Genomic DNA, 24286 nt, shown 5'->3' with positions numbered 1-24286 from the left:
GCCCTCCGGTGACCGGAATCCCTGCTCCATCCTCATTCGACCTCGACCCGTTTCTTATACTGAATGCCTCGCCCTCCTCACATACTGATCGCCGGTGGCGGTACCGGAGGACACGTATACCCGGCCATTGCTATTGCCGATGCTATCAAGGCCCGGCGGCCGGAGGCACGTGTCGTGTTTGCGGGAACGAAGGACCGCCTCGAGGCCACGGCGGTGCCACAGGCGGGGTATGCGCTCCACCACATCACGGTCAGCGGCTTTCAGCGGGATCTTTCTGTTCGGAATCTCCGCTTCCCGATCGAATTGGCGAAAGGGCTGATCCAGAGCTGGCGGCTGGTAGGGGCCATCGAGCCCGACGTGGCGGTTGGCACCGGTGGGTACGTCTCCGGTCCCGTGCTGCTGGCCGCGTGGCTTCGACGGCGACCGATCGTGATCCAGGAGCAGAATGCCTACGCGGGGGTCACGAATCGTCTCTTGTCGATGCTGGCCTCGCGGATCCACCTGGCGTTTGATGAGGCGCGCGACTGGGTACCCGCCGATCGCGCCGTGGTCAGCGGGAATCCCACACGGGCACAGCTCGTGAATACGGACCTGGCGAAGGCGCGTGACGTTCTGGACATCCCAGACGATGCACACGTGCTTCTTGCTTTCGGCGGATCGCTGGGGAGCGAAGCGTTGAACTCGGCAATGGAGCAGCACATCGATGCCCTGCTTGATGATCCCGCCGTCCACGTGCTGTGGCAGACCGGATCGCAGTATTATGACGCACTGAGCGACCGCGTGGCAGAGCATCCGCGCCTTCACCTGATGAAGTACATCGACCGGATGGAGGTTGCGTACGCGGCCGCAGACCTTGTGCTGTGCCGCGCCGGGGCGATCACGTGCAGCGAACTGATGGTGACCGGCACACCGTCGATCCTCGTCCCCTCACCGAACGTGGTCGCAGATCACCAGACGAAGAATGCACGCGCCATGGAACGGGTGGGGGCCGCGCGGGTCCTGCCTGAACCGAACTTGACCGACCGGCTGATCGATACAGTGCGCGAGCTGCTGGATGACCCGGAGGCCCGCTGCAGCATGGCCGAGGCCGCCCGTCACGAGGCGCGCCCCGAGGCCGCCGACCGAATTGCCGACGACGTTCTCGCCCTCGCCGACACCCACCGCCACCGGTAGCGACACGACCCCCCCTGCCGTATGGGCGCATTGCGATGCGCCCATACAGTCACACAGCAGGACGTCATATAACAGGAAGTACTCTCTAACGACAGTTGCTTGATCCGAAGATGGAAACCGAACGCAGACGACAACCGGCACTCGGCCGCATCCGCCGTGTCCACATGGTGGGCATCGGTGGCATCGGCATGAGCTCGATTGCCGAGGTGCTGCTGAATCGTGGCTACCGCGTGTCCGGTTCGGATCTGGCGACGAGTGAGGTGACGAAGCACCTCGAAGAGCTTGGGGCCGAAGTGTACAAGGGCCACGCCGCCGAGCAGGTGGGGGACGCCGACGTCGTCGTGTATTCCTCTGCCATCGATCCATCGGATAATCCCGAGACGCTGGAGGCCGAGAGTCGCCGGATCTCGCTCATTCCGCGCGCCGAGATGCTCGGTGAGTTGATGCGGATGAAGTTCGGCGTGGGCGTCGCGGGAACGCATGGGAAGACGACCACGACCTCCATGATCGGCCTCGTCACGAAGGACGGCGGATTCGATCCGACCGTTATTGTCGGCGGGAAGGTGACGGCCTTTGGCTCGAACGCCGTGACGGGTGAGGGAGACATCATCGTGATAGAAGCCGACGAGTATGATCGGACGTTCCTAAGGCTTACGCCATCCCTCGCTGTCATCACGAACATCGAGGAGGATCATCTCGATATCTACGACGGGCTGGAGGACATTCAGAACGCCTTCACCCAGTACGCGAACAGCGTTCCGTTCTTTGGCGCCGCTATCCTTTGTCTTGACGACCCCAACGTACAGGCCATCGTCGGCCGAATCGAACGTCGAGTGCTGACATACGGCACGACTCGGCAGGCCGAGGTTCGTGCTGTCGATATCCGCCGGGAAGAGCTGCAGACGCACTTCCAGGTTGAGGTTCGGGGTGAGCGGATGGGAGAAATTACCCTGAACGTTCCCGGCATGCACAACGTGCAGAACGCCCTCGCGGCCGTGGCTGTCGGGGTGGAGCTTGATGTACCGTTTGACCACATACGGGATGGACTTGCCGCGTACGACGGCGTCCGCCGACGCTTTCAGAAGATCGGCGAGGCCGCCGGTCGGATCGTGCTCGACGACTACGCGCACCACCCTACTGAGATTGAGGCCACCCTCGACGCCGCGAGCCAGGGATTTCCCGATCGCCGGATCGTGGCCGTCTTTCAGCCGCACCTGTACAGCCGGACACGCGACTTTCAGGAGGGCTTCGCCCGGTCGTTCTTTAACGCGGATGTGCTTGTGGTGACCGACGTGTACAAGGCCCGCGAAGCGCCAATCGACGGAGTGAGCGGAAAGCAGATCGCCGACCGCGCCCGCGAGTACGGCCATCGCAGCGTGCACTACGTGTCGGACAAGGATAACCTGCCGGACCGACTCACTGAAATTACTGCCGATGGCGACGTCGTGCTCATGATGGGGGCCGGCGACATCTGGCGCTACAGCCGCGACTTTGCAGATCAACTTGCTGAACACGAACTCACGCTTTCGAATACAGATCAACCTGCGTAACCTTTACCGGTACGATACCGGTTGCTGACGCCCTTCTATGGACCTCGATACCGCTCGCAAAATTGCCAAACTGGCGCTCCGCCTCGGCACCATCGTGCTGGTTGGAGGCGGTGTGTTTGTGCTCGGCCTGATCGGCTGGCAATGGCAGGCGAATGTGCCGGTGTCGGTGGTCCAGGTGAAAGGAGCGCGCCATGTGCACCCGGACACGCTGCGTATGCTGGCGCGAGTTGATACCGGCATCGTGATGGATGACCTCGACATCGGCCTCATCGCCGATCGCGTGCAGCGCCACCCATGGGTGCAGCATGTTGACGTGCGGCAGCGCCGATCCGCTCGTACGCTGGTGCTCGGCGTGACCGAGCGAACGCCTGCAGCGCTCGTCATTCAGGACAACCGCCCTGCCTTTTACCTCGACCCCGCGGGATATGCGATGCCGCTGGTCGATAGCACGTCGTTCGACGTTCCGCTCGTTCGCGGAATGGCGGCGGACTACCATCCATTGAATAGTGTTGCCGGTGATGGGTTGGCCAATTTTCTGCAGACGCTCGATGGGCACGCAGCAGCCTCAATCATCACCGAGATCGACGTATTCGCGAACGATCGAATTCGTGTGTATACTCGACCCACGGAGAATCATCCATCTGTTGTCGCTGATCTCGGTCGCGAGCAGTTCGGTGTCCGGCTTAAGCGGCTCGTAGCGTTCCATGCCCAGGTGCTGCAGGCGGGCCCAGATCCGCCCGTCGGATACGTCGATCTTCGTTACGACAACCAGATTGTAACTCGAGAAGCCACTGCCGACCGCCGCTCCGTTGCAAGCTGATGTTTCGACATCGGCCCTGCGATGGACGTCCACATTCCCAGAACATACCGATCACGCCGTACCCCCGGTTTTGCCGGACGGTGAGGCATCGCTGACCGACGCTCGCGTCTCTACTGGCTGTGAACCTCGCAGCGGCGCCGCGTGCGCGCAGTACCCCGAATCGAGAATAGCAACCGCCATGAACGAAAACATTGTCGTAGGAGTCGATATCGGCACGACCAAAGTCTGTGCTGTGGTCGCTGCCGAGGACGAACTCGACCGCGTGAACATCCTGGGCGTCGGCGTGGCTCCGTCCGATGGGCTCAACCGCGGTGTGGTCGTCAACATCGACCGCACGGTCAATGCTGTCCGTTCCGCCATCGAAGAAGCGGAGCGTGCAGCGGGTGTGGAAGTGCGAAGCGTCATTGTCGGCATCGCCGGCGATCACGTGCAGAGCTTTCAGAGCCGGGGCGTCGTCACGATCCGGTCGGGGGAGATCACGCAGAACGATGTGCAGCGGCTGCTCGAGGATACGATGCACGTGGCCATGCCCGCCGACCGTGAGATCTTGCACGTGATCCCGCAGGAGTTCATCGTGGATGGGCAGGACGGCGTGGCCGATCCGGTGGGAATGAGCGGCGTCCGGCTCGAAGCGAACGTCCACATTATCACGGGCCTTGTGTCCGCGGCGAAAAATATCTATCGCTGCATTGAGAAGTCGGGTTTCGAAGTCGCCGACATCGTGCTGGAGCCGCTCGCCTCATCCTTTTCGTGCCTGCATGACGACGAGAAAGAAGTCGGCGTGGCGCTCATCGATATCGGCGGTGGAACGACAGACATCGCCGTGTTTGAGGACAACACCATCCGCCACACGGCTGTCATCGCGGTGGCTGGCAACAAGGTCACCGACGACATCCGCAAGGGTCTTGGTGTGATGCGCGACCAGGCCGAGCAGCTCAAGCGGCAGTTTGGCACCGCGCTCGTCGACTTTGCGGACGAGACGGAGCAGATCGAGATTCCTGGCATCGGCGGTCGCCCCGAGAAGACGATCGGGCGAGATACATTGGCCCAGGTGATTCAGCCCCGGCTCGAAGAGATTCTGGAGATCGCCGCGATCGAGATCAAGCGGTCCGGGTACGCGCGCCATCTCGGAGTTGGGTGTGTGCTCACCGGCGGCGGCGCTCTGATTCCGGGTACAGCCGACCTCGCCGCCGAAGTGCTGGGGATGGAAGCCCGTATCGGCCGCCCGATGGGACTTTCCGGGGGACTCGTCGAGGAAGTTTCCGATCCGAAATATTCCACCGGCGTGGGGCTTGTGCTTTATGGCATGCGACCGGAAGTTATCGGCGGATCCACGCTCAGCGAAGACATCGACCAGCACCGAAACGGCGAACGCGTGTCGGGTGAGACGCTGGTCAATCGTATAGCCACACGAATGAAGTCGTGGTTTGACGAGCTGTAAGTTTAATGGTACGTTGCGATTCGTCAAACTATCCTGTTTCTTTGCAAGGTAACTCTTTGCCTCATAACCTTTTAGAGGTCTGGACCCCGTCACCGCGTGCTCAGCGGCGTCGGCCCGGCCGACTCGGCAGATGATGCAGCAGGGTCGCCTCGCGACCGGCATCGGCCGTTTCCTCGCACACTACCTCACGAACCCCACGACAACCCGTCGATCCGATCCAGCATTGCTTCGGGGCTGCTCACCTCGGGTGGAGATCGGGTCGCTCAGACTTTCGAACCACACAGACTGGAGGGAACCTATGGAAAACGAATTTAGCTCGCGGTTTTCGTTTGACGATGCCGCCAATGAGGAAGCCAAAATCTGCGTCGTCGGCGTTGGCGGAGGGGGAGGCAATGCGATCAACAACATGGTTGATCAGGGTATTCACGGTAGCGTAGAGTTCGTTGCCATCAATACCGACGCGCAAGCCCTTGCGGAGAACCAAGCTCCGCAGAAGATCCAGGCCGGACGGACGCTCACGAAAGGACTCGGCGCGGGCGCTCGCCCGAGCGTCGGTGCCGAAGCCATTGAGGAGAACTCCAACGAACTGGAGCAGGCTCTCGACGGCTACGACATGGTCTTTATCACCGCCGGAATGGGTGGAGGGACGGGAACGGGCGGTGCGCCGGTCGTCGCGTCGATTGCCCGCAAGATGGGCATTCTGACCGTCGCGATTGTCACGCGTCCCTTCGACTGTGAGGGCGCACGTCGCCAGAAGACGGCTGAAGAAGGAATTGAACTGCTTCGCAAGAATGTCGATACGCTGATCGTCATTCCAAACGAGCGGCTGCTCGATATCGCCGACGAAAATACAAGCCTCATCGAGGCGTTCGAAAAAGCCGACGAGGTCCTTTACAACGCGACCCGCGGCATCAGTGACCTGATTACCGTGCACGGCCTGATCAACCTTGACTTCGCCGACGTGAAGACGACCATGAAGAACGGCGGCGAAGCGCTCATGGGCTCGGCCGAGGCCAAAGGCGATAACCGCGCAGAAAAAGCCGCGATTCAGGCGATCTCGAGCCCGCTCCTCGACGGCCTGTCGATTGCCGGAGCGCGCAACGTGCTCGTTAACATCACGAGTGGATCGTCGCTCGGTATTCGCGAGGCCACGACGGCCACCAGCGTCATCCAGCGTGAGGCCGGAGAAAACGTCGAAGTGATCTTCGGTACGGTCATCGACGATGACATGGACGATCTGCTTCGTGTCACTGTGATCGCGACCGGCTTCGACAAGGCGGACGAAGAGACAGACGGCGAAGAGCCGGGCATGCGCCGGACCGTTCCACTCGACGGCAACGGCCCGAATTACCGCTACAAGGGCGAGGACAACCTTCGCCACCTCGACACACCAGCCTACGAGCGGCGCAGTACACCCCTTCGGGGCCGAAAGCAAAAGCAAGATCAGGACGCAGGTGACGAAGACGAGACGTCATCCGATGGTGCGGCAAGAAACGCGCGTTCCGATGAGTCAGGACAGGCTCAGGCCAGCAACAACGGTCCGTCTCAGTCGAACATCAAGCGCCTCCGTGCAGACGACCTGAACCAGGATCGTCCGAACCGGGATCAGCATCGGTCCCGCTCTTCGGATGATGATACGCCTGCATTCCTGCGTAAAATGATGGACTAACCCTGTTGCTGTCGTTCCCCTGATCACGTGAGCCTGAAGGCCGTCGACCGAACTGTCCGGCGGCCGGAGGCTCATCGAGATCGCCGAATGACATAGGGTTGTCACCCCATGTGCGTATTATGGAAAAAGAGTGCGAGCGTGCGTACCATGATGTGGATCCGCATGCACCATCGCATTCCCATTTGCACAGATAAGAGGGCCCTCCAGCCCCACCACGGGCGGCCGATTCTCGGCAGTATGAGTTCCGGTCGACCTCCGCGCAGCGCTTGAGCACCGCTGTGCCTGTGGTTCTGCGAGGCCCCGTTCTCCCGGAAACGGGTGGGCGTGGGCCCAAACACGAAGCCACGTCCTTCTTCGCCATATGGCTGAGAGGGGCGTGGCTTTTTGTGCGTCCACGTGTCGACCGCGCGGGCCCAAGGAGGGGGGCAGATGTTGTCAGGCAGGGCTCTTGCCGAACGACGTTTCGCGTGTCGAGATCGCGTCCGTCCGTCGCGAACGTCTTCCGGCAGCGTCGGGGTCGTTTACACCGATACGTCGAGCCAAGACGGCGAAATCTCGCGCGACGGTTGCCATTGAGCGGTATCGGGCGGCGGTCCAGGCGGCAAGGGCGGCCTGAATGTTTGCCTGGACGGCTCTCTCATCCGCCAAGTCGCGACGGGAGGTAACATGCACGGATGCTCCCATCTGGGCGGCGATGCGAATCCGGTCGGTACGGGACAGGCGGATCGTTCCGGAGGAGGATTCGCCAACCGGCGACGCACATCCAATCCCGAACGGGCGGGGTCGGAGTTGAGCGCAGACCGATGAAGCCGACCCATCAACGAACGCGGATGCCGAGCCATCTGGTGTGAGAGCGCGAAGGTCGACGTGGGCGACGGTCCATCGTAATTCGCAGAGGGCGTTCAATTCGGTGAGTAAAGCCGGCTGGTCGATCCATAGAAATGTCTTTGCCCGGCCTCGAATGAGGTCTAGCAGCAACCTGACGTCGAGTGCCGATCGGTTGCCGGATAGAAGCAGCATCCGTGCACCTGTAGCCAGAGCTCGCTCGATTTCAGTGACAGAATGCGAGTGAATCGGAGCGAGACACGCTATGACCGGAATCTCGATGGCATCGACGATTGCTTCGGTCGCAGCGCCGGGACATGCTATGACCGCTTGAGCCCCGGCGGCTTCTACTTGAAGAGCGACCTCTGCGGAATGGACGGGAGCAAAAAGCTGAAGCGGCCGGTCAGGGTTTGGGTAAAACATAACAGGGGGCGGGCGAATGAATCGGGGACGGACTTCAAGATCGCGATTCATCCTGCCGATCGCATGCGTCAGGCACCAAAGAACGGCGCGCCTGTGCCGCTACTGCGCATAGGAGAAATGGATGATTTCGTGCCGTCTATCCCGGACGATGTCATCGTGGAGGCGAAGCCCACGAACGATCCCATTCAGCGGGAGACGGAAGAGGAGAGGGGCGCTTCGCGTCGCTCCAGGCGCGTCGGATGGAGCGAATCCAGGTGCTAACGACCTCGCGCGGCAGAGTGTGCGGAGCGTCAACGATCAGGAAAGGGCTCCTTGTTCGAGACACCTCCCGCAGCGGATGTAGGTCTACCCGTGCGATGGTGCCGTCTGGTCGAAACGAGAGCACAGAAGAACTCACGCTCCGCTCCCCCATCGATGCGACAACGTCGGCGATGAGGCTGTTCTTCCGTGCGTTTTCGTGCAGGCCTCCGACCATCGTACGGACCGAACGGTGGAGCCCGATGTGCAGATGGTCCCAGTCGAGGCGTCGGAGCGCCTCCGCTTCTTCGAGCAGGCGCGGCAGATCAACATGGATGAGTGTCTTCGCTCGGTTGCGAACGAGCCGGATCAGCGTCTCGACTTCACCCGCCGAATAGGCGCCGGGAAGGGCAATGCCGGAGGCGCCAATCTCGATTGCGCGTTCCACTTCCAGTCCGGTCCCGGCATGAAACCGGTGGATCTGAATGAAGAGAGGGACATCCAACTGCGCAGCCCATTCGGAAAGGGGTGCCCCCTCTGCGCCGTCACGCATGCGAGGACGACGTCTGATCACGGCGTCCACACCGGCATCCGCGAACGCATGGGCGACCGATTCGGAATCTGCAAGAGCGAAAAGTCGGAGGGGTGAGAATGAGAGCCGATCGGTCATGCAACTAGGGTGGAGAGAGAGAAGACCCAGGGGCAATAAATACACCGCGCGCTCGAACGATTCGCATACTCCCCGCCGGTTGTCAGTAGCGAGGTAACAAGACGAAGCGATCGTCACCGCGGGCCGTGTGCGTGCGTACGCCGGTGGAGCACGTCGCACAACGGGCTGGATGATGGCCCTGTGTTTGTGAAGGCGAATGAGTCCGCAAAATCTGTACGTTCTATCCTGTCGAGGCGTACGGTGTGCACTAGTCTCTGTATACTGCGGGACGGCTGGCGTCATCCATGGCGTGACGGACGGGTACGTTCACGTATTTATGCGCTGGATCGCGACGGACCATGACGTTCGCACGCGTCTCCATTCCGTTGTACCTCGTCGCGCCCGGACCATTCCGCTTTCGCATCTCGTGACATAACGGCGAGCGTTGGCGCAGGACGATTCGACGTGCACGACGCCACCATCAGTGTCAGCGTTCGAAGCGACCCAGCCTGATCATGCCGTCGCGTAACCTTTCGAATCCATAGATCCGCTCCGAGACGTGATACCCCAAGAGCTATTTAAAAAAATTCGCCGGTTGGAAATCCGGACGAAAGGAGTGGTGAATAACGTCTTCGGCGGCGAGTACCACTCTGCCTTTAAGGGACGCGGGATTGAGTTTGCGGAAGTGCGCCCCTACCAGGTAGGCGATGACATCCGCAACATTGACTGGAACGTGTCGGCCCGTATGGACGACGCCTACGTGAAGGTCTATGAGGAGGAGCGGGAGCAAACCGTCATGCTGATGGTGGACATTTCCGGGTCGGGCGATTTCGGCTCGCAGGGTAAACTTAAGCGTGACGTTGCGGCGGAGGTCTGCGCGGTGATGGCATTCAGCGCGGTTCAGAACAATGACAAAGTGGGGCTTCTTCTTTTCACCGATAAGGTCGAGCGGTTTATTCCCCCGAAAAAGGGGCGTCGCCACGTGCTCCGCCTGATCCGCGACCTGTACACCGCCGAACCGGATTCGCGAGATACCGACGTCGGGGAGGCCCTGCGCTACGTGACGCACGTCGTTCGACGCCGGTCGATTCTCATTGTAATCAGCGACTTCCTCGACACCGGGTACGACTCCCGGCTGCAGCCCGTCGCACGGCGCCACGACACGGTGGCTGTCGAACTCGTCGATCCAAGAGAAACGGAACTGCCGGATGTAGGTCTGGTTGATCTGACGGACGCTGAGACGGGGGAGACGGTGACCGTGGATGCGAGCAGCGAAAGGGCGCGCCATGCGTTCAAGGCCGCAGCAGACGATCATCGCGAGCGCACCGCTTCTCTGTTTCGCCGCGCCGGTGTTGGCCATGTTCGCATTGGCACCGGTCCAGACTTCGTTGAACCGCTGGTAGAGTTTTTCCGTCGCCGAAATCAGCGTGCGTAGTGGTCTAACGTGGACGTCCGCCCGTTTTCTGTCTCCCCCCACCCTCTGTGTTTTCCTCCGTGCGCCTTTTTTTAGTGCTTCTGTTGTTTTCATTGACCGTCGGGGTCGATGCGCAAGCACAGCAGATCCCGGCTCGCCTCGACGCGTACGTGACGGCCGACAGTGTCGCTGTCGGGCAGCGCTTCACGCTCGTCGTCATGGCTGAGCACGGGTTCGCGGTCGACGTGCAATTTCCCGAGCAGGATGCCGGGCCGCTGATCTTTGGCGACGTGCAGGTGGTGGAGCCGCGACAAACGGGGGAACGATACCTGGGTGCGGATGCGCCGGGCCAGCGCGTCGACAGCGCACGCTACACCGTCACAACCTTCGCTCTCGACTCCGCGCGCGTGCCGACGTTGCCCGTTCGCGTCATCACGTCTGGTGGCGATACCCTCGTGGGGGCGACGCCGCCCGTGTCGATTCCCGTGTACGCGACGGTCCCGTCCGATGAAAACCAGCTTCGCGGGCTGACGCCCCTTGCGAGTTTTCCCGAACCGCGGTGGCCCTGGGTGCTGCTCGCGGTCGCTGTGATAAGCCTGGTCGGTGTGCTGGCGTATCTCTGGTGGTCGCGAAATGACGACACGGAGGAAGAGCCGGTGGTGGAAGAGGTTGAGCCAGAAACGTCTCCGTACGAGCGGATCACGGAGGATCTGCGGGAACTCGACAGGCTCGACGTGACGGAGCCCGGCAACGCGAAACGGTTCTACGTTCGCCTGTCCGAAAGTCTCCGGCGCTATCTGGCTGCGCGACTTGGAATGCAAACGATGGAGCGAACCACGCGAGAGGTGGTAGAAATCCTGGAGCAGCGCACGGACGTGCCTCCGGTGGTGACGAGCCGCGTACGTGCGGTTCTGGAGCTTGCTGACCTGGTCAAGTTCTCCAATGCGCGCGCCTCGGTCGACGACAGCGAGACCGCGCTACAGGAAGCGCACAACGTCGTCGATATCGTCGAGTCGCACCACGTTGAGAAGGCATCCGCATCCCCTCCACCGGCAGGGCGTTCCGTTAACGCGGGGTAAGCAGCAGACATGCAGGACCGTCTTTTTCTACCGAACCGTACATTCGTCTATGCACAGTGATACGCTGATCAAGCGTCTTCGGAATGCTGCCCATGTTGCCGTTCTCACGGGGGCAGGCATTTCGGCGGAGAGCGGCATTCCCACGTTCCGTGATCCCGGCGGCATCTGGGAAAAGTTTGAACCTCAGGAGCTCGCGAATGTCGATGCCTTTCTCGATAACCCCGAACTCGTCCAGGGATGGTATCGGCACCGTCGTCAGATTGTGGAAGGAGCGGAGCCGAACGCCGGCCACCGGGCGCTGGTCGATCTGGAGCAGCACGTCGCCACCGTGACCACGATCACGCAAAACGTGGATGATCTGCACAACCGGGCAGGAAGCGCCGATGTGATCGAGCTCCACGGTAACATCACACACAACTATTGCATGGACTGCGAGACCGACGTTGCGCCTGAGCGTGTGGATGAGGCGATCGAACAGGGAGAACCAGCTACGTGCCCTGAGTGCGGTGGGCTCGTTCGCCCGGATGTGGTCTGGTTTGGCGAAATGCTGCCGCCCGACGCGATGGACCGGGCCAGTCAGGCGACGACAGACTGCGATGTCTTTCTGAGTGTGGGTACGAGCACCGTTGTGTATCCCGCCGCACGGCTACCGATGCTCGCGAAGGAGTCCGGCGCGTACGTTGTGGAAGTCAATCCGGATCGGACGCCGATTTCCGGTGACGTGGATGAGTATCTCGCGGGGCCGGCCGGGGAGGTGCTACCGGCCCTTCTTTCAGCTCTTGCAGAAGGCTGAGAATCTTGCCGTTTTCGTGCACCCAGTTTGAGGCGGATGATTTGCTGAAGACGAATAGATCGGAGATCGCCGTTGTATCTTAGAAATGAAAAACAGACGTTTCGAGTGACTGACCGTCGCAATCGATGATCTTCGCGCATCCCGACATATTGTGGTTTCTTCTGCTCGTGCCGCTCCTTGGCGCGTGGCGGTGGTGGCGGTCGCGGAACGAGGCGGGCCTCCGGTTTAGTGACGTCGGTCCGGCCCGCACGGCTTCGCCGTCCTGGCGGGTTCGGTTGCGTGTAGTGCCCGATCTTCTCAAGCTGGCGGCGCTGGCCATCGGGATTGTGGCGCTGGCCCGGCCACAAGAGCGGGACGTCGTTCGCACGCGCAACGCTGAGGGCATCGACATCATGCTCGTGCTGGACACCTCGACGTCAATGCGAGCGGAGGACTTTCGCCCGAACCGCTTCGAAGCGGCCCGTGACGTCGCCAGCGAGTTCATCGACGGCCGCGTTTCGGATCGTGTCGGTCTGGTCGTGTTCGCTGCTAAAGCGTACACGCAGGCGCCCCTGACACTCGATTACGATTTTCTGCAGGAAATGCTGGACGAGGTGCGCGTCGGGGTGATTCAGGATGGTACGGCGATCGGTACCGCCCTCGCGATGGCCGTTAATCGACTGAAAAGGACGGAGGCGGAGAGCAAGGTCGTCATCCTCCTGACCGACGGACAGAACAATCGCGGCGAAATCGACCCGATTACGGCGTCTGAAGTTGCGCAGGCGATGGACGTACGTGTCTATGCGATTGGAGTGGGGTCGAAGGGAACGGCGCCCTTCATCATCGACCAGCCGTTTGTGGGACAGCAACGTCAGATGCTGCCCGTGGAGATCGACGAAGACATGCTACGCACTGTCGCGCAGAATACCGGTGGACGCTACTTCCGGGCCACGAGCAAGCGAGCGCTTCGCGATATTTACGACGAGATTGGCGAGCTGGAGAAAAGCGAGATCGACGAACGCATCTACACCGACGTCGAGGAGCGATATCCAACGTTCCTGATTCCTGCATTCGGTCTACTTCTCCTTGGCACGCTCCTCCAGTCCACCGCCCTCCGCCGCTTCCCCTGAACCTTACCTCCCAGACACGTTCATTAGAGCGTGTGTCGTTTCAGCATTCCCCGGCGCGGCTACTCCAAAATGCGTGGGAGTGTGTGGGTATGAGAGTGTGTGGGTATGGGAGTATGAGAGTATAAGAGTCCGTCATTTTTTCGACGATAATGCCTCATTGTTGAGACGCATGAGACCGATGAGGTCGTTTATCGATGTTGCACAGAGACATTCCGTATCGACATCAAACGGTCCGGTAGCCAGCCCTGAACCCTGAACTCTGAACCCTGAACTCTGAACCTTGAACTCTGAACTCTGAACCCTGAACTCTGAACCCTGAACTCTGAACCCTGAACGCCGATGCTCTGGCTTCATCCGACATATTTGTGGTTCCTGACGGGTGGCCTCGTCGTGGCGGCTCTGATCGGGTGGGCTGCGTGGCGTCGTCAGAAGACGGCAAAGCGGTTCGGGTCGATCGCCATGGTGCAGCGACTCGCAGAATCCGTAATGTCCGGCCGTCGGTTCGTGCGTGCGGTCCTCCTGGTTGTGGTCGTGACGCTTCTCGGATTTTCGCTGGCCGGGCCGAGGATGGGGACGCGTGTACAGGAGGTCGAGCGGAAAGGCGTCGATCTCGTCGTGGCGCTCGACGTGTCACAGTCGATGCTGGCAGAGGACGTGGCTCCGAATCGGTTGGAGCGGGCGAAGAACGAAATCAAGTCGCTCGTTGACGAACTGAGCGGCGACCGCGTCGGGCTCGTTCTCTTCGCCGGAGACGGCTTCGTGCAGTGCCCATTGACGACCGACTACGACGCCGTTCGCCTATTTCTTGACGTCGCGGAGCCGCCGCTGATCCCGACGCCCGGTACCAACTTCCGGGCTGCCTTCTATTCCGCTCAGCAGGCGTTCGCTCGTACACGAACCGATACGACGGGGCAGGCGCCGCGCTCCCGGGCTCTTCTCGTCGTGTCGGACGGGGAGAACCATGAGGGCGACGTGGACGATCTACAAGCGATGGCCGAGGACAACGGGTGGACGGTCTTCACGGCCGGCGTCGGAGAACGTGACGGTGCGCCGGTGCCCGAGATACAGAACGGCCAGCGGATGGGTGTCAAGCGCGGACCCGATGGCGAGATCGTGCGGTCGCGCCTCGACGAGTCGGCACTGACGGCCCTTGCGGAAACTGGAGCGTATTTTCGTATCGCTCGAACATCGAGTGCATTGGCGGATCTGACGAGCGCTCTTAATCGTTTGGAAAAGTCCTCGTTCGGTGTCGAGCAGTTTGAGGAGCACGAAGAGTACTTTCAATGGCCTCTCGGGCTGGCGTTGATTCTTTTGATCGCCGAGCTCGCCGTGGTGGAACGTCGCCGCACGGTGACGTAAACCACATTTTCGACCATAGCATCCGTCTCGAGCACGGAGCCTCTCCATCATGCGCGCTCTCTGGATCATTTTGCTGATTGGCGTCCTCGGCGCGGATGCGGAGGAGGACGGCCGACGTGGGAATCTCCTGTATGAACAGGGAAACTACGAGGCCGCAGAATCGGCGTATCGGTCGGCGCTAACATCGCTTGCCGACTCGAGCGGTGCAGTATACGCGGCCCTGCAGCACAATCTGGGCGCGACGCTGTACCAGCAGAAGGAGTTTGCCGATGCACAGACCGCCTTTACGCGATCGTACGAGGCAGCGGAAACGGACGCGGAACGGGCACGGTCGCTGTACAATGCCGGGAACGCCGCAGCACGGAACGGTTCACTGGAAACGGCGATGGACTTTTTCCGCCGGACGCTTCTTGTCGATCCGTCCTTTGAAGAGGCTCGGCACAACTACGAGATCATTCAACGCAGACTTCAGGAGCGCCGTCCGCAGGGAGGGGCACCGCCGCCGGACGTTGACCCGTCGTCATTCGCCCAGCGTATCAAGCGACAGGCCGAAGCACTGGTGGCCGAGCAGAAGTACCAGCGAGCGATTATGGTGATGGAGAACGGCTTGCAGCGTGACTCGACCGTCCGCGCTTATAGAGACTTCATTCAGCGCCTCCGCGACGTGTCAACCATTGACGAGATGCCCTAGCTGATTGATGATCCGTTTCTCTCACACATTGGGATACTGTTTCGTCGCGATCGCTGTCCTGCTGGTCATGAGCGCGATGCTTGTCGTAAGTTCGGCGGATGCACAACGTGTCGGTGCGCAGACCGAGGCCGAACGCAGGGCGGGGGACCCATATTTTCATGAGGCGGCGCAGTACTACGTAGCGGAGCAGAAGCAACCGGCCCTGCAGGCGATCGAGGAGGGATTGAGCGTGGCGCCGAATCACCCCAAGCTTCGTGCTCTCCGCAACAAAATTCGGGAGCAAATGGGTGCGCAACCCCGGCCGAACAACAAGGGCCCAAAGGACGAAGAATCGTCGCAATCGGGCGAGAACGAGCAGGAGGGGTCCAGCCAGGGGCAGTCGGAGGGTGGGAGATCCGACGCTCCGTCCGAATCGTCTGGCGATCGTTCTGGAGCTCCGCCCGACGGTCAGAATGGGCCTCAGGGACAAAACGAGTCGGAGGGTGAATCGTCCTCGGAGAACGAGCAGGCCCGCCAGCGAGGTGAAGGCGGATCGGAGAATCAGGACGCAGCGGCTAACCGCGATGGTAACGGGGGAGATGTCGACGGTGATCAGGCTGGTCGCTTGAGCCGCGCGCAGGCGGAGCGTATCTTGCAGGCGTTGGAAGGACAGGAGAAACAGCTTCTACGCGAAGTCCAGAAACGGGAGGCGCGCCCTCGTCGGGTAGAAAAGGATTGGTAGCCTCCAGAATAACCGTATCGCGAAGCACCACATAGCATGGTCGCACCGATTGTCAACGCACGTAACCAGACGCACCGCCGCCGTCCCGTCGTCTCCGGGCACGCGGTGGCGTTGGTGTGGGTCATGGTGTTTGCCGTGGCTTCGATCGGCACCGCGACGGCGCAGTCCGACGTGCAAGTCCAGGCATCCACGGATCGAACGGAGGTCGGCGCTGAGGACGTCATCACCTACAAAATTACGGTGAGTGGGGTCTCTCCCTCGGCCGTTGAGACGCCGGAGCCGCCCCCGACGACGAACCTGGTGCTCAAAGATCCCACGCCCGTCGCGACGCGAGATTTGTCGTTCAAGAGCGGCAAAATGGGGCGGTCGATTAGCTTCGAGTGGCGATACCAGCCCATGCGTGTTGGGATTGCGCGGCTTCGAGAAACCGATGTCGTGATCAACGGGGAGGCATTCACCACGAGTGAGATTCGCGTCCGCATCGTACCCCAGAGCCAGGCTCCTGCCGCCTCGATGGGGGCCCAGCGCCCCTCACGATCCGACCCGAGTGTGGATCCCTCAGCGATTTCGTCCCTGAAGCCGGATGACCTTTTTATTCGCGTGACATCGAGCACCGACCGCGTGTACCAGAACGAGCAAGCCACGGTCGAATATCGCCTCTTCTTTCGTCCGGGAGTCCAGCTGCGGCACAGCCGGCTGGCCAGCGCGTGGGACGCAAACGGCTTCTGGCGCGAGGAGCTCGACGTGGCATCGCGCCCGATTCCGAACAACGACCGTGTGAATGGCGAAACCTATCGCACGATCATGCTGAAACGCGTGGCGGTCTTCCCCACGCGAACGGGCACCCTTCAGGTGGATCCCCTGCAGATCGAAACGGAAGCATACTCCGCCGACCGCGTGAATGCGCGAACGCGGTTCCGGTCGCAAAGCCAGTACGAGCCGATCAAGCTCTCGTCGTCATCCATTTCGTTGAACGTAAACGCGTTGCCGGCAGGAGCGCCGCCCGCTTTCAGTGGAGCGGTCGGACAGTTTTCCCTCGATGCAAACGTGCGTTCGGACTCGGCCCACGTCGGGGGATCCGTCCGGCTTGATGTGACCGTGCGTGGGAGTGGAAATATCGCAACGCTCCAGCCGCCTGAGGTGGAGGTGCCGGCCGCGTTCGAGATGTACGACCCCAAGGTCAACACTCGGCTAGACCGTGGCGGCACGCGCATTCGCGGCAAAAAGACCTTCACGTACATTCTCGTGCCGGGCGAAAACGGACGCTACACGCTGCCGCCGGTGTCGTTTGCGTACTTCGACCCGGAGGCGGAGCAATTCGAGGTGCTGAAGACGGATCCGATTCGCCTTGATGTCACCGGAGATGCTGCGCCTGCGGCACTCGGCACGACCGGAGCTGGTCTTCCCGTCGGCGATATTGCAGGCCTGATGGCATCGCCCAAACTTGAGGAAAAAGCCCCTCTGCCGTTACATCGACGGGCGTGGCCATATGCCGCAATCGTGATTCCACTGCTCATCGCAGCCGGCCTGATCGTCGTGCGACGTCCCACGGCGCCATCCGCACCACCGGCTCTGGAGACCGCCAATGCCCGGCTCGAAGAAGCCAGGAAACGGATGCGCCAGGACGAGGATGCCGATATTTATGCTCTTCTGGAGCGCGCCGTCCTCGGTTTCGTCAGTGATCGCACCGGAGTATCGGTTGCGGGTTTTTCGCGCGATCGGCTCGACCGATTTCTCGAACGCGCGGGAGCCGATCGGGAGCATCGCAACGGGCTGCGTGAGCTGCTTGACGCATGCGACCAGGCTCGTTTCGCGCCATCGGGACCGCAGCACGATGCGATGCAGATCGCCCACCGACGGGCACGCACGCTCATTCGACATTTCGACGAACGACTTTCTGATACAACGCCGTAGTGATCGGTTGCTTCGGCCCTTGCCCTCTTTTTATGGCTCGTCTGCTTCTCCTGCTTCTTGCTGCGCTCACAGCGTTCCCGATGGGAGCGCATGCCGTGTCCGTACCGGATTCGCTCCACGAGATCTGGCACGACGGTACGGAAGCGTATCGACAGGGGCGATATGCGCAGGCTGCATCGTCCTATGAGACGATCGCAAATGCTGGGTACGAGAGCGCGTCCCTCTTTTACAACCTCGGCAACGCCTACTTTCGACTCGGCGACGTCGGCAAAGCCATTCGATTCTACGAAAAAGCGCGTCGCCTGCGTCCGGCGGATTCGCGGATCGCGCACAACCTGGACATGGCACGGAGTCGGTCGGAGGCATCGGCTCAGGACATTGCCCGTGGCGGTATCTCGCGCGTCGTCCGCGGGTGGCCGGCGCCGCTGATGCTGGTGATCGGTCTCGCACTATGGGCGCTTGGGTTGGTCGCCGTGGCATGGCTGTGGCGAAAGGAGGAGACAGACGACGTACTGCAGAGGCGCTGGTACCGTCGAAGCGCTGCGGCCGTCGCCGGGATCGGCCTCGTGACCGCAGGTCTTGCCATCGGTGCCGACTATCTGCAGTCGCTCGACCAGCGGGCGGTCGTTCTGGTGGACCGGGTGCCGATGCATGCCACACCGACGGCCGCCGAGGCGAAAGGAGCGAAGTCCGACAGCACCGCCGTCGCTGAAGGAGTGGAGCCGGACACGGTTCTGGTGGAAGGCACGGTCGTGCTCCTCCGATCCGAGCGCGAAGGATGGACCCGCGTCGAGGATCCGACCGGTCGCACCGGGTGGATCCCGTCGCCCGCTCTGGGGGAAATATGAAGCGGAAAAGTTCAGGGTTCAACGTTCAGGGTTCAGAGTAGAATCCTTCCGGTGTGCCTCAGGATCACGGATCTGCGAAATAGGACGGGAGAATCGTCGAACACCGTCGCACGGCCGTGCGACGGTGTGTTACGAGAATCAAAAATGCGGGCCGAGTGCAGCGACGTCGTGCAAGTTGATAACGGCTCCAGGAGACGGAAGGCTTTTTAGCTCGTCGATTCGTCAGCATTCCCGGTGGCCGAATACGGGTAATGTCGGTCACGGCAGCTCTCCTCCGTGCAACACCGCGATTGCGAGCCAACGTGGCGGACTCATCACTCATCCATACATTTCAGCACCACCTTCCAAACCCTGAACCTTGCACTCTGAACCCTGAACTCTGAACCCTGAACCCTGAACTCTGAACCCTGAACCTTTGGTCGTCTCCCGCACGCAAAATTCCTGTGGGTGCCTCGACACTGCCCGGGGTGACCGTTAGATTACCAATCCAGTTTGTCGTACCGCCTTCCCCCCTGCCGTCCCCTATGTCCGTCACGGAGCCTCATATTGTCGATCGCGCGCGTGCCGCCGGTTGGATCGAAGTCATCTGCGGGTCCATGTTCAGTGGAAAAACCGAGGAGCTAATTCGTCGGCTCCGTCGCGCTCGCATCGCTCGGCAGAGCACCGAGGCGTTCAAGCCCGCCATCGACAACCGCTACGCCGAGGACGAGGTCGTTTCTCACGACGCAACGGCCATCTCAACGACGCCCGTGCACACTGCGTCCCAGATCCTGCTGCTGGCCGAGGATGTCGACGTCGTCGGGATCGATGAGGCGCAGTTTTTCGATCCAGAACTGGTCGAGGTCTGCCAGCAGCTGGCGGCCGATGGACGGCGCGTAATCGTGACGGGCCTCGATCAGGATTACAAGGGCCAACCCTTTGAGCCGATCCCGCAGCTCATGGCCGTAGCGGAGCACGTGACCAAGTTGCACGCGATCTGCGTCGTGTGTGGCGGACCGGCAAACCATTCGCAGCGGATCGTGGCCGGGGATGACCGCGTGTTGCTCGGAGCGACCGACGCCTATGAGCCGCGCTGTCGCAACTGCTTCAAGCCTCATCCGGTCGAGGTTGATCGCGATCATCTCGAGGCGCTCAATCTCGATGCACTGGACGTGGTGAAGAGGGATTCGACCGCTGCATCGTCATCTGACGATCCGAACCAAGCGAAGGAAACGATGGAAGAACCCGCTTCATCGCCCTCGAACGAGTAGCGTCGGGAGGCGCCGTGGACATTCCGATCTGGGAGGAGGGCGAGTCACCCATCGGGTCGCAATAAATGTGATGGAGATGTAATCCACCCTCAACACGTACCGATTGAGGCGGTACGGGTGAGTCCACTATTCTCTGACTCGGGAGAAGGAATGCATCGATATGACAAATCTGCCGAAGAATCCGGCCCCAACGCGCACACCGGGGCCGAAGCGAACGCCTGGTCCCGGGCGCCGTCGTAAGCCCAAGCGCAAGCCGAAACGCGAGCCCACGCGCCCGAAGCAGCCCCCGAAAGTACCGAATCCGAGCCGCGAACCCAACACGGAGCCGAGCCGTGAACCGTCCACGCCGGGTCCGAAGCGGCGTGAACCCGCAACGCCCGATCCGAAGCGGAGAGAGCCGGCCACGCCGAATCCGACACCCAACCCGGAGCGATCGCCCGAAAAGCCGAAGGACGGTGGCGCGTAGCTAGCGGGACGCAGGATCCATCGAATTTCTAGACGCGAAGACGCTTTTCTGTTGAATCCCCGAGGGGGCATCCGGTATATTATATATGATTGTACATGCCCTTTAGCGTCGCCCCTCGTCGGCGGCGTTTCGTATCCGCCGACGTTCCGTTCTTCATCCGGCAGCCCCGTCGTTCATGGCCGACTCGCAGCGATACCTCGTCACTGCCCGTAAGTACCGACCCAAGCTGTTCAAGGAGGTCGTTGCGCAGGAACACGTGACCGACACTCTCAAGAACGCGCTCCGCCTTGATCGTCTGGCGCACGCCTATCTTTTCAGTGGGCCGCGGGGTGTGGGAAAGACGACGTCGGCTCGTATTCTAGCGAAGGCCATCAATTGCGAAACGCCGCGGGAGGAGCGGGAGGACGGTTCGGAGCCGTGCTGCGAATGCGATTCGTGCCTGTCCTTCGAGGACGGGCGCAGCATGAACGTCTTTGAGATGGATGCGGCCTCCAACAACAAGGTCGATGACATCCGTGAACTCCGGGAGACGGTCCGGATTCCCCCGCAGGGTTCGACGAAGAAGGTTTACATCCTCGACGAGGTCCACATGCTCTCGACGGCGGCGTTTAACGCGCTGCTGAAGACGCTCGAGGAGCCCCCGCCGCACGCGCTGTTCATTTTCGCGACGACGGAGCCTCACAAGGTTCTTCCGACTATTCTCTCGCGCTGCCAGCGGTTCGACTTTCGCCGGATCCCGGTGCCGAACATGGTGGAGCACCTACGAACGATCTGCGAGGAGGAGGACATCCAGGCAGACGAGGAGTCGCTGATGCTTCTGGCTCGAAAGGGAGACGGAGCCCTTCGCGACGCACTGTCGGCCTTCGACCAGGCGATTTCACTGTGCGGTACGACGATCGAGTACGGCGAGCTCACGCAGGCTCTCGGCGTCGTCGACCAGGACCTCTTCTTCCAGCTTACCGACCATGTTGCCGATCGGTCGACCGCCGGCGTGCTAAAGCTCGTGCACCACGTGGTGCGCAACGGCTACGACCTGAACGAATTTCTGTCGGGGGTCGCCGAGCACGTCCGCAACCTGCTCGTCGCTCATTCGCTGGGCGCCGATGCGCTGGAGGACGTCGCCGAGTCGACGCGAAGCCGCTACGTCAAAGACAGCAACGCGTTTGCCGAGTCCGATCTTCTTCGGTTGCTCATGATCACGGGCGAAGCCGAGGAGGACGTCAAGAACACGTCGCAGCCGCGGCTGAGGCTGGAGATGGCGCTGCTCAAAATGGCGTCGATCACGCGCTCAACCGACCTACACGCGGTGCTCAACAAGATCGACCGCCTGGAGCGCATGGTGGACGAAGGTGAGATTCCGGATGACTTGCCTCTCGGAAATGGGAGTCCCGCGTCGGCGGCGTCCCGTTCCGATTCCGACGGCTCAGAGCCCGATGCCTCGGAGTCAACTGCCGACGAGGAGGCGGACCCTGTGCAGGCTGAAGATGAGGCGTCGCCGACGGATACATCCGCGACAAAATCGCCCGCATCCGGAGCCTCGACCTCAAACGACGCTGCAACACAGACCGTCGCCGCACCCGTCACGGAGGCCGAGACGGAAGTGGAGGAGGAAGCCGAGACGGAGTCGGACGAAGCGACCGCCGCGTCACCGGTCGAGGACGAGAGCGACGAGTCCGGCACGGAAGACGACAGCGATCAAGATGATCAGACGGGCGGGATGCCTTCGTCGGGAGACTCGGGCGACGGGTCCAGCGATGGCGACGGGGGGGCGGGAATTCATCCGCAGGATCTCTTCGGTACGCCTGCACTGAAGAAGAAACAGTCGTCCGGGGACGCCTCGGGCGAATCAGAGAATCGGGCCCAGGCGACGTCCGGCGACGCAGCTCCGACCGATGATACAACGCTTCCCGAGGCGCGTCCGAGCGAACCGACGGCTGAAGAAGTCGGCGTTACGGAAGAATTGAGTGACCTCTGGCCCGCCTTTATCAAAAAGGTGAAAGCGGACCGCATCGGTGTCGGCACGCAGCTCGGCCCCACGCAACCGGTCGGGTTCGACAACGGCGTGGCAGAGATTGGCGTCCCCGACAACCTGACCCGCGAACGGCTGCGAGATAAGCACCGCTACCTTCTCGATACGCTGCTGGAGTCGTGGGACGTGGACATCGAGTCCCTTCGATTTGTCGTGCAGGAGCCGGAAGAAGGCGACGAGACGACCGATACGGCCGACAAAAGTATGCCGCTCGATCCACACGAGATGCTGACGCAGCTTCGCGAGCGGTATCCGAGCGTCGACACGTTGGTTAACGAGTTCGGTGCCGAGCCGGCGTACTAGACCGTTTCGCCCCAGAATGCCACGTCCGTGCCGTATGTCTGAGCGAATGGAGCGTTTTTGAACGCCGTTGGCTCTGGCCGTTCTGGACGGATCGAGACGACGGTCAATCGGCTTCTCTGACCCGTCTCTAAACACAGCATTCTCCCGAAGATGACGGATCGGTCGCGAGACTGGTTCGTTGTATGGGTGCTTTACCAATCTCACTGAATTAAATCGGCGCGCGCATCCGGGCGGCTGTCCGGTCCGCACGCGCCACGCTTTTTCACGAAGACAGTGCTTTAGATATGGCTAACGGAGGCATGAACATGCAGAACATGATGGGCAAGATCATGGAGATGCAGCAGAAGATGAACGCTGCTCAGGAAGAGCTTGCCGGCAAGGAAGTGACGGCCGAAGCGGGCGGTGGAATGGTGAAGGTGACCGCCAACGGCGCGCAGAAAATTACGGCGATCGAGATTGATCCGGAAGCTGTCGATCCGGACGACATCGAGCTGCTCGAAGACCTCGTGATCGCGGGCGTGAACAAGGCGCTAGACGAAGCGGACGAGATGAAGCAGAAGGAAATGCAGAAGTCGATGGGTGGCATGCTTCCGCCGGGTATGGATCTGAGCCAGCTCGGACTCTAAATTCCTCGCGGAATGCGTAGTGGCACGTGCGAAAATAGCATAGCTACGCGGCCTTTCGCATATCGAATCTCAAACTACGCACTGCGAATATGCAGTTTACCTCAGAGTCGGTCGAGGCGCTGGTGGAGCAGTTCACCAAGCTACCGACGATTGGCCGAAAAACGGCCCAGCGGTTGGTTAACTTCGTCCTCAAGATGCCACGGGAGGAGGTCGAGGAGATTGCCAGCGCGCTGATCGCCGTCAAGGATCAGGTGCAGCGCTGCTCCATCTGCTACGTCGTCGCGGATCGGGACCCGTGCCCGATCTGTGCGTCTGAGAAGCGCGACCGATCGACGATCTGTGTGGTCGAGGAGTCCAGCGATCTGCTTGCTATCGAACGAACGGGCGAGTACCGCGGGCTGTACCACGTGCTCGGCGGTGTCATTTCTCCGCTCGACGGAGTCGGCCCGGACGATCTTCGCATCCGCGAGCTGGCCCGGCGCGTCGACCCGAGTTTCGCCAGCACGGAAGCAGCGAACGCATCCACCGACGAATCGGGCGCCTCGGCCCCGACCGGCGAGGAGCACGCTGGAGATGGAGCCCCCGCCGGAGCTTCGGACGAGCCGTCCACGAATGGCGCCTCCGACACGACGGACGAGGACGACGAAGAGGTGCGCGAGGTGATTCTCGCCGTGAATCCGAATGTGGAGGGCGACACGACGGCCTACTACATCTCGCAGCTTCTCGAGCCGATGGGCGTTCCGGTGACGCGGATTGCCCGGGGCCTTCCCATTGGAGGCGACCTCGAATATGCTGACGAGGCAACGCTCTCACGTGCTCTCGAAGGGCGTGGATCCGTCTGATGTCACGGGCCGCCGACACACAGAGATAATGTCCAGCTCTGAAACGCGGCATGTC

The 24286-nt window shown here is 61.3% G+C and carries 21 protein-coding genes; 19 read left to right on the top strand and 2 right to left on the bottom strand.

Features of this window, described 5'->3' with window-relative positions:
• The first annotated feature begins 63 nt into the window (after nt 1–63).
• From murG to ftsZ, 5 genes are all read left to right on the top strand, one after another.
• Nucleotides 64–1173 (top strand): undecaprenyldiphospho-muramoylpentapeptide beta-N-acetylglucosaminyltransferase, encoded by a 1110-nt coding sequence (gene murG / locus CRI94_RS11485; protein WP_098075847.1) that lies wholly within the window; start codon nt 64–66, stop codon nt 1171–1173.
• A gap of 110 nt (nt 1174–1283) precedes the next feature.
• Complete coding sequence (murC, locus tag CRI94_RS11480) at nt 1284–2723, top strand: UDP-N-acetylmuramate--L-alanine ligase (protein ID WP_098075846.1); 1440 nt, start codon at nt 1284–1286, stop codon at nt 2721–2723.
• A gap of 37 nt (nt 2724–2760) precedes the next feature.
• The gene (locus CRI94_RS11475) at nt 2761–3543 is read left to right on the top strand and encodes a cell division protein FtsQ/DivIB (RefSeq protein ID WP_098075845.1); all 783 of its coding nucleotides are present in this window, start codon (nt 2761–2763) and stop codon (nt 3541–3543) included.
• Nucleotides 3544–3721: 178 nt separating this feature from the next.
• Entirely contained in the window at nt 3722–4984 is a 1263-nt protein-coding gene (gene ftsA, locus CRI94_RS11470) for a cell division protein FtsA (protein ID WP_098075844.1), read from the top strand.
• Nucleotides 4985–5282: 298 nt separating this feature from the next.
• On the top strand, nt 5283–6653 hold the full coding sequence (ftsZ, locus tag CRI94_RS11465; RefSeq protein WP_098075843.1) for a cell division protein FtsZ: 1371 nt from the start codon (nt 5283–5285) through the stop codon (nt 6651–6653).
• Nucleotides 6654–7088: 435 nt separating this feature from the next.
• Here the strand turns inward: ftsZ and CRI94_RS11460 are convergent, their stop codons facing one another.
• Together CRI94_RS11460 and CRI94_RS11455 are read right to left on the bottom strand one after the other, a co-directional pair.
• Nucleotides 7089–7901, bottom strand: a complete 813-nt coding sequence (locus CRI94_RS11460) for a hypothetical protein (protein WP_098075842.1) — start codon at nt 7899–7901, stop codon at nt 7089–7091.
• Between the two features lie 151 nt (nt 7902–8052).
• Entirely contained in the window at nt 8053–8808 is a 756-nt protein-coding gene (locus tag CRI94_RS11455; RefSeq protein WP_098075841.1) for a beta/alpha barrel domain-containing protein, read from the bottom strand.
• Between the two features lie 538 nt (nt 8809–9346).
• On the opposite strand from CRI94_RS11455, the gene CRI94_RS11450 reads away from it, so the two are divergent.
• From CRI94_RS11450 to CRI94_RS11385, 14 genes are all read left to right on the top strand, one after another.
• Entirely contained in the window at nt 9347–10222 is an 876-nt protein-coding gene (locus CRI94_RS11450; protein WP_098075840.1) for a DUF58 domain-containing protein, read from the top strand.
• Between the two features lie 59 nt (nt 10223–10281).
• The gene (locus tag CRI94_RS11445) at nt 10282–11280 is read left to right on the top strand and encodes a DUF4381 family protein (RefSeq protein WP_143815380.1); all 999 of its coding nucleotides are present in this window, start codon (nt 10282–10284) and stop codon (nt 11278–11280) included.
• Nucleotides 11281–11329: 49 nt separating this feature from the next.
• A complete protein-coding gene (locus CRI94_RS11440) occupies nt 11330–12073 on the top strand; it encodes an SIR2 family NAD-dependent protein deacylase (protein ID WP_098075838.1) in 744 nt (247 codons plus the stop codon).
• 125 nt (nt 12074–12198) lie between these two features.
• A complete protein-coding gene (locus CRI94_RS11435; protein WP_098075837.1) occupies nt 12199–13182 on the top strand; it encodes a vWA domain-containing protein in 984 nt (327 codons plus the stop codon).
• Nucleotides 13183–13521: 339 nt separating this feature from the next.
• The gene (locus CRI94_RS11430) at nt 13522–14541 is read left to right on the top strand and encodes a vWA domain-containing protein (RefSeq protein ID WP_098075836.1); all 1020 of its coding nucleotides are present in this window, start codon (nt 13522–13524) and stop codon (nt 14539–14541) included.
• Between the two features lie 49 nt (nt 14542–14590).
• Nucleotides 14591–15232, top strand: a complete 642-nt coding sequence (locus tag CRI94_RS11425) for a tetratricopeptide repeat protein (RefSeq protein ID WP_098075835.1) — start codon at nt 14591–14593, stop codon at nt 15230–15232.
• Between the two features lie 7 nt (nt 15233–15239).
• Nucleotides 15240–15953, top strand: a complete 714-nt coding sequence (locus CRI94_RS11420; RefSeq protein WP_098075834.1) for a hypothetical protein — start codon at nt 15240–15242, stop codon at nt 15951–15953.
• A gap of 36 nt (nt 15954–15989) precedes the next feature.
• Nucleotides 15990–17867, top strand: coding sequence for a BatD family protein (locus CRI94_RS11415; RefSeq protein ID WP_098075833.1), 1878 nt, complete (start codon nt 15990–15992; stop codon nt 17865–17867).
• A 32-nt stretch (nt 17868–17899) separates the two neighbouring features.
• On the top strand, nt 17900–18715 hold the full coding sequence (locus tag CRI94_RS11410) for a tetratricopeptide repeat protein (RefSeq protein WP_098075984.1): 816 nt from the start codon (nt 17900–17902) through the stop codon (nt 18713–18715).
• Between the two features lie 524 nt (nt 18716–19239).
• The gene (locus CRI94_RS11405) at nt 19240–19965 is read left to right on the top strand and encodes a thymidine kinase (RefSeq protein ID WP_098075832.1); all 726 of its coding nucleotides are present in this window, start codon (nt 19240–19242) and stop codon (nt 19963–19965) included.
• A gap of 160 nt (nt 19966–20125) precedes the next feature.
• Nucleotides 20126–20431 (top strand): hypothetical protein, encoded by a 306-nt coding sequence (locus CRI94_RS11400; RefSeq protein ID WP_098075831.1) that lies wholly within the window; start codon nt 20126–20128, stop codon nt 20429–20431.
• A 175-nt stretch (nt 20432–20606) separates the two neighbouring features.
• Nucleotides 20607–22763: a DNA polymerase III subunit gamma/tau gene (gene dnaX, locus CRI94_RS11395; RefSeq protein WP_098075830.1), complete on the top strand. Its 2157-nt coding sequence runs from the start codon at nt 20607–20609 to the stop codon at nt 22761–22763.
• 284 nt (nt 22764–23047) lie between these two features.
• Nucleotides 23048–23389 (top strand): YbaB/EbfC family nucleoid-associated protein, encoded by a 342-nt coding sequence (locus CRI94_RS11390; protein ID WP_098075829.1) that lies wholly within the window; start codon nt 23048–23050, stop codon nt 23387–23389.
• 89 nt (nt 23390–23478) lie between these two features.
• Nucleotides 23479–24231, top strand: coding sequence for a recombination mediator RecR (locus CRI94_RS11385; RefSeq protein WP_098075828.1), 753 nt, complete (start codon nt 23479–23481; stop codon nt 24229–24231).
• Nucleotides 24232–24286 lie beyond the last annotated feature (55 nt).

It is taken from the genome of Longibacter salinarum, assembly GCF_002554795.1.
GTDB lineage: Bacteria > Bacteroidota > Rhodothermia > Rhodothermales > Salinibacteraceae > Longibacter > Longibacter salinarum.
The sequence above is the reverse complement of the archived record's forward strand: the minus strand, read 5'-3'. Positions and strand labels throughout refer to the sequence as shown.

Bases quoted from the DNA above. Each gene is read 5' to 3' on its own strand.
- ftsZ (WP_098075843.1), top strand. From the start codon at position 5,283: ATGGAAAACGAATTTAGCTCGCGGTTTTCGTTTGACGATGCCGCCAAT.
- CRI94_RS11405 (WP_098075832.1), top strand. From the start codon at position 19,240: ATGTCCGTCACGGAGCCTCATATTGTCGATCGCGCGCGTGCCGCCGGT.
- CRI94_RS11400 (WP_098075831.1), top strand. From the start codon at position 20,126: ATGACAAATCTGCCGAAGAATCCGGCCCCAACGCGCACACCGGGGCCG.
- CRI94_RS11440 (WP_098075838.1), top strand. From the start codon at position 11,330: ATGCACAGTGATACGCTGATCAAGCGTCTTCGGAATGCTGCCCATGTT.
- dnaX (WP_098075830.1), top strand. From the start codon at position 20,607: ATGGCCGACTCGCAGCGATACCTCGTCACTGCCCGTAAGTACCGACCC.
- CRI94_RS11475 (WP_098075845.1), top strand. From the start codon at position 2,761: ATGGACCTCGATACCGCTCGCAAAATTGCCAAACTGGCGCTCCGCCTC.
- CRI94_RS11460 (WP_098075842.1), bottom strand. From the start codon at position 7,901: ATGTTTTACCCAAACCCTGACCGGCCGCTTCAGCTTTTTGCTCCCGTC.
- CRI94_RS11415 (WP_098075833.1), top strand. From the start codon at position 15,990: ATGGTCGCACCGATTGTCAACGCACGTAACCAGACGCACCGCCGCCGT.
- CRI94_RS11430 (WP_098075836.1), top strand. From the start codon at position 13,522: ATGCTCTGGCTTCATCCGACATATTTGTGGTTCCTGACGGGTGGCCTC.
- CRI94_RS11420 (WP_098075834.1), top strand. From the start codon at position 15,240: ATGATCCGTTTCTCTCACACATTGGGATACTGTTTCGTCGCGATCGCT.
- CRI94_RS11390 (WP_098075829.1), top strand. From the start codon at position 23,048: ATGGCTAACGGAGGCATGAACATGCAGAACATGATGGGCAAGATCATG.
- ftsA (WP_098075844.1), top strand. From the start codon at position 3,722: ATGAACGAAAACATTGTCGTAGGAGTCGATATCGGCACGACCAAAGTC.
- CRI94_RS11410 (WP_098075984.1), top strand. From the start codon at position 17,900: ATGGCTCGTCTGCTTCTCCTGCTTCTTGCTGCGCTCACAGCGTTCCCG.
- CRI94_RS11425 (WP_098075835.1), top strand. From the start codon at position 14,591: ATGCGCGCTCTCTGGATCATTTTGCTGATTGGCGTCCTCGGCGCGGAT.
- CRI94_RS11435 (WP_098075837.1), top strand. From the start codon at position 12,199: ATGATCTTCGCGCATCCCGACATATTGTGGTTTCTTCTGCTCGTGCCG.
- murG (WP_098075847.1), top strand. From the start codon at position 64: ATGCCTCGCCCTCCTCACATACTGATCGCCGGTGGCGGTACCGGAGGA.
- CRI94_RS11455 (WP_098075841.1), bottom strand. From the start codon at position 8,808: ATGACCGATCGGCTCTCATTCTCACCCCTCCGACTTTTCGCTCTTGCA.
- CRI94_RS11385 (WP_098075828.1), top strand. From the start codon at position 23,479: ATGCAGTTTACCTCAGAGTCGGTCGAGGCGCTGGTGGAGCAGTTCACC.
- murC (WP_098075846.1), top strand. From the start codon at position 1,284: ATGGAAACCGAACGCAGACGACAACCGGCACTCGGCCGCATCCGCCGT.